At 73.4% G+C, this 3,302-nt stretch carries 4 protein-coding genes; 2 read left to right on the forward strand and 2 right to left on the reverse strand.

What is annotated here, in order from left to right; translation table 11 throughout:
- Window positions 1-227, reverse strand: a 227-nt coding sequence (locus FF041_RS05000; protein WP_228388031.1) for a DUF6214 family protein, incomplete at its 3' end; no start/stop codon positions are given.
- A 224-nt stretch (window positions 228-451) separates the two neighbouring features.
- Between FF041_RS05000 and FF041_RS05005 the strand changes: the two genes are divergently transcribed.
- The gene (locus tag FF041_RS05005) at window positions 452-1,801 is read left to right on the forward strand and encodes an FAD-dependent oxidoreductase (RefSeq protein ID WP_323391247.1); all 1,350 of its coding nucleotides are present in this window, start codon (window positions 452-454) and stop codon (window positions 1,799-1,801) included.
- Window positions 1,802-2,036: 235 nt separating this feature from the next.
- On the opposite strand, the gene FF041_RS05010 is transcribed toward FF041_RS05005, so the two are convergent.
- Window positions 2,037-2,378 carry an ArsR/SmtB family transcription factor gene (locus tag FF041_RS05010; protein ID WP_323391249.1) on the reverse strand — a complete coding sequence of 114 codons (342 nt, stop codon included), beginning with the start codon at window positions 2,376-2,378 and terminating at the stop codon, window positions 2,037-2,039.
- A 168-nt stretch (window positions 2,379-2,546) separates the two neighbouring features.
- On the opposite strand from FF041_RS05010, the gene FF041_RS05015 reads away from it, so the two are divergent.
- On the forward strand, window positions 2,547-3,227 hold the full coding sequence (locus FF041_RS05015) for a uracil-DNA glycosylase (protein ID WP_323372338.1): 681 nt from the start codon (window positions 2,547-2,549) through the stop codon (window positions 3,225-3,227).
- Window positions 3,228-3,302 lie beyond the last annotated feature (75 nt).

The following is a 3,302-nucleotide window of genomic DNA, read 5'->3' on the forward strand; positions in this document are numbered from 1 at the left end:
ACCGTGAGGCCCGCCAGCGGCAGCGGCGGATCGGCCCGCAGGTCCTCGACGGCGATCCGCCCCTCCGCGACGACGGCGAGCACATCGAGCCGGGTCCCGTCGGCGAAGGTCAGCCGTACGTCGAACCAGGGGGCCGGCGCGGTCGCCGCCGCCCGGCCGTCGCCGGCCGGCCACTCGCTCACGGTTCCCTGCCCCTGGAGCTCCCAGACGGGCGGATACGGCAGCATCCGGCCGAGTTCATACTGATCATTAGCGTTAAGAAACGTAGTTTCTTGCACAATTAATACGTAACCGGTCAAGTGATGCCTATGTGGGGCGGCGCGCACGCCCCGCCCCCGCACGGCACCCTGTCAGCGCATCTCAGATCGTCTCCGCTCGTCTCCGCTCGTCCCTCCCCGGCCCGACGCCTCGGTGGGATGCTGGAAGCCTCCCGGTGGGAAGGAGTACCGCCGTGCTTCACATCGCCGTCGTCGGAGCGGGCCCCAGCGGGGTCTACACCGCGCAGGACCTCGTCGAGCAGCAGCGGCTCCCCGATGTGCGGGTCCATGTGCTGGACCGGCTCCCCTGCCCGTACGGCCTGGTGCGCTATGGGGTCGCGCCCGACCACGAGAAGATCAAGTCGCTCCAGAACAATCTGCGGGCGGTGCTGGAGCACGAGCGGATCGAGTTCATCGGCAATGTCGAGGTCGGCGCGCGCGGCCTCGGGCCCGAGCGGCTTCTCGGGCTCTACCACGCCGTCGTCTACTGCGTGGGAGCCGCCAGGGACCGCAGGCTCGGCATCCCCGGCGAGGATCTGCCCGGCAGTCACTCCGCCACCGACTTCGTCTCCTGGTACAGCGCCCACCCGGACGCCGCCGGGAACGGCTTCCCCCTCCCGGCCGGCCCCGCCGTGGTGATCGGCGTGGGAAACGTGGCCGTCGACGTGGCCCGGATCCTCGCCCGCGAGGCCGCCGAGCTGCGCCCCACCGATGTGCCCGAGGACACCCTGGGCGCGCTGGCCCTCAGCGGAGTGCGCGATGTGCACATGGTGGGCAGGCGCGGCCCCTCCCAGGCCAAGTTCACCACCAAGGAACTGCGGGAGCTCGGCTCGCTGCCCGCCGCCGACGTGGTGGTCGACCCCGCCGATCTCGCTCTGGACCCGGCGTACACCGCGCCGGAGACGGCGGCCGGACTGCCCTCGGTCAGCCGACGCAATCTCGATGTCGTACGGGGCTGGGCGGAGCGGACCGCCGGGGACCGGGACCGCCGGATCCATCTGCGGTTCTTTCTGCGGCCGGTGGAACTGCTGGAGGAGGGCGGCAGGGTCGGGGCCGTACGGTTCGAGCGGACCGTCCCGGACGGCGGCGGGGGCGTGCGCGGCACAGGAGAGTACGAGGACATCGAGGCACGTCTGGTGCTGCGGGCGGTCGGCTACCGGGGGGCGCCGCCGGCCGGGCTGCCCTTCGACCACGGCCTGGGGACGGTGCCGCACGCGGCCGGACGGGTGCTGCGCGACGGGGCGCCGTCGGCCGGTGAGTATGTGGCCGGGTGGATCAAGCGGGGGCCGACCGGGGTGATCGGCACGAACCGGCCCTGCGCCAAGGAGACGGTCGCCTCGCTGCTCGACGACGCGGAGGCGCTGGCCCGCCGGCCGGTGGCCGACGACCCGCTGGCGGAGCTGAGCGCCTCGGGGCACCGGCCTGTGCGCTGGCCCGGCTGGACGGCGATCGTGGCGGCCGAGGCGGCGCGGGGGCGGGCGCTGGGCCGTGGCACGGTGAAGATCCCGGACTGGCGGGGGCTGCTGTCGGCGGCGGACGGCTGAGGCCCGCGCGGACCATGGCGGCCGGGGCGCTGCGGGGGCGGGCGGTCCGGCCTCCAGGTCCGGCCGACGGCCCCGCCGACAAGCTTCCCGCCGCCGGGGTCCGGCCGACGAAGCCCCGCCGCCGAGGTCCGACCGACAAGACCCACCGCCGGGCTCCCGCCGCCGGGGTCCGGCCGACGAAGCACCGCCGCCGAGGTGCCGCCTGCCTACCTGCCACCTACCTGCCACCCCGCCGCTACGGTGACCGCTCCTGCCGGGCAGCCGCCGCGAGGACGCTGTCGAGCAGCCCGGGGAAGAGCGCGTCCAGATCGTCGCGGCGCAGCCCGTTCATCTTCGACGTGCCCCGGTACTCCTGCCGGATCACCCCGCTCTCACGCAGTACGCGGAAGTGGTGGGTGCTGGTCGACTTGGTCACGGGCAGATCGAAGGAGGAGCAGGAGAGCCGCTCGGGGCTCGCGGCCAGGGTGCGCACCATCCGGAGCCGGACGGGGTCGGAGAGCGCGTGCAGCACACCTTCCAGCAGGATTTCCTCGCGGGTGGGGTGGGCGAGCGCACGGGTGCCGTTCGCGGCGTCCACGACGCCTCCACTTCATCGGTCCGGACCCGGGGGCCGGACACACGGGCTTCTCACCCCTATCGTACGACGCTCTTCGTATTTGGATGGCGCTTCTGCCGCCCCCGTCGCCCGGAGGCGGCGCCGAGGCCGGTCATGGCTCCGGCCGTTGCACCAGTAGAGTGACGCCCCGTGACAGCGCGACGACCTTTGAAGGAAATTGTCGAGCCGGGCTGGGCCGACGCCCTGGAGCCGGTGGCCGGACGCATCGCCGCGATGGGTGACTTCCTGCGCGCGGAGATCGCGGCGGGACGGACCTATCTGCCGTCGGGCGCGAATGTGCTCCGCGCCTTCCAGCAGCCGTTCGACGAGGTACGCGTCCTGATCGTCGGTCAGGACCCCTACCCCACACCGGGACACGCGGTGGGGCTGAGCTTCTCGGTGGCCCCCGAGGTGCGGCCCGTACCGGGCAGTCTGGACAACATCTTCCGGGAGATGCACACGGATCTGGGCTGCCCCCGGCCCGCCAACGGGGATCTGACCCCCTGGACCGAGCAGGGCGTGCTGCTGCTCAACAGGGCGCTCACCACCGCGCCCCGCAAGCCGGCCGCCCACCGCGGCAAGGGGTGGGAGGAGGTGACCGAGCAGGCGATCCGCGCGCTGGCCGCGCGCGGCAAGCCCCTGGTGTCGGTGCTCTGGGGGCGCGATGCCCGCAATCTGCGCCCGCTGCTCGGCGATCTGCCGGCGATCGAGTCCGCGCACCCCTCCCCCATGTCGGCGGACCGCGGCTTCTTCGGCTCGCGGCCCTTCAGCCGGACCAATGAACTGCTCGAACGTCAGGGGGCCCAGCCGGTCGACTGGCGGCTGCCGTGACCGCCCGCTGGGTCCTCGGAGTGGACTCCGGGGGCTCGGGGCTGCGGGCGTCCCTGGCCGCGGCGGGCGACCCGG

The organism is Streptomyces jumonjinensis (assembly GCF_009600885.1).
GTDB classification, from domain to species: domain Bacteria; phylum Actinomycetota; class Actinomycetes; order Streptomycetales; family Streptomycetaceae; genus Streptomyces; species Streptomyces jumonjinensis.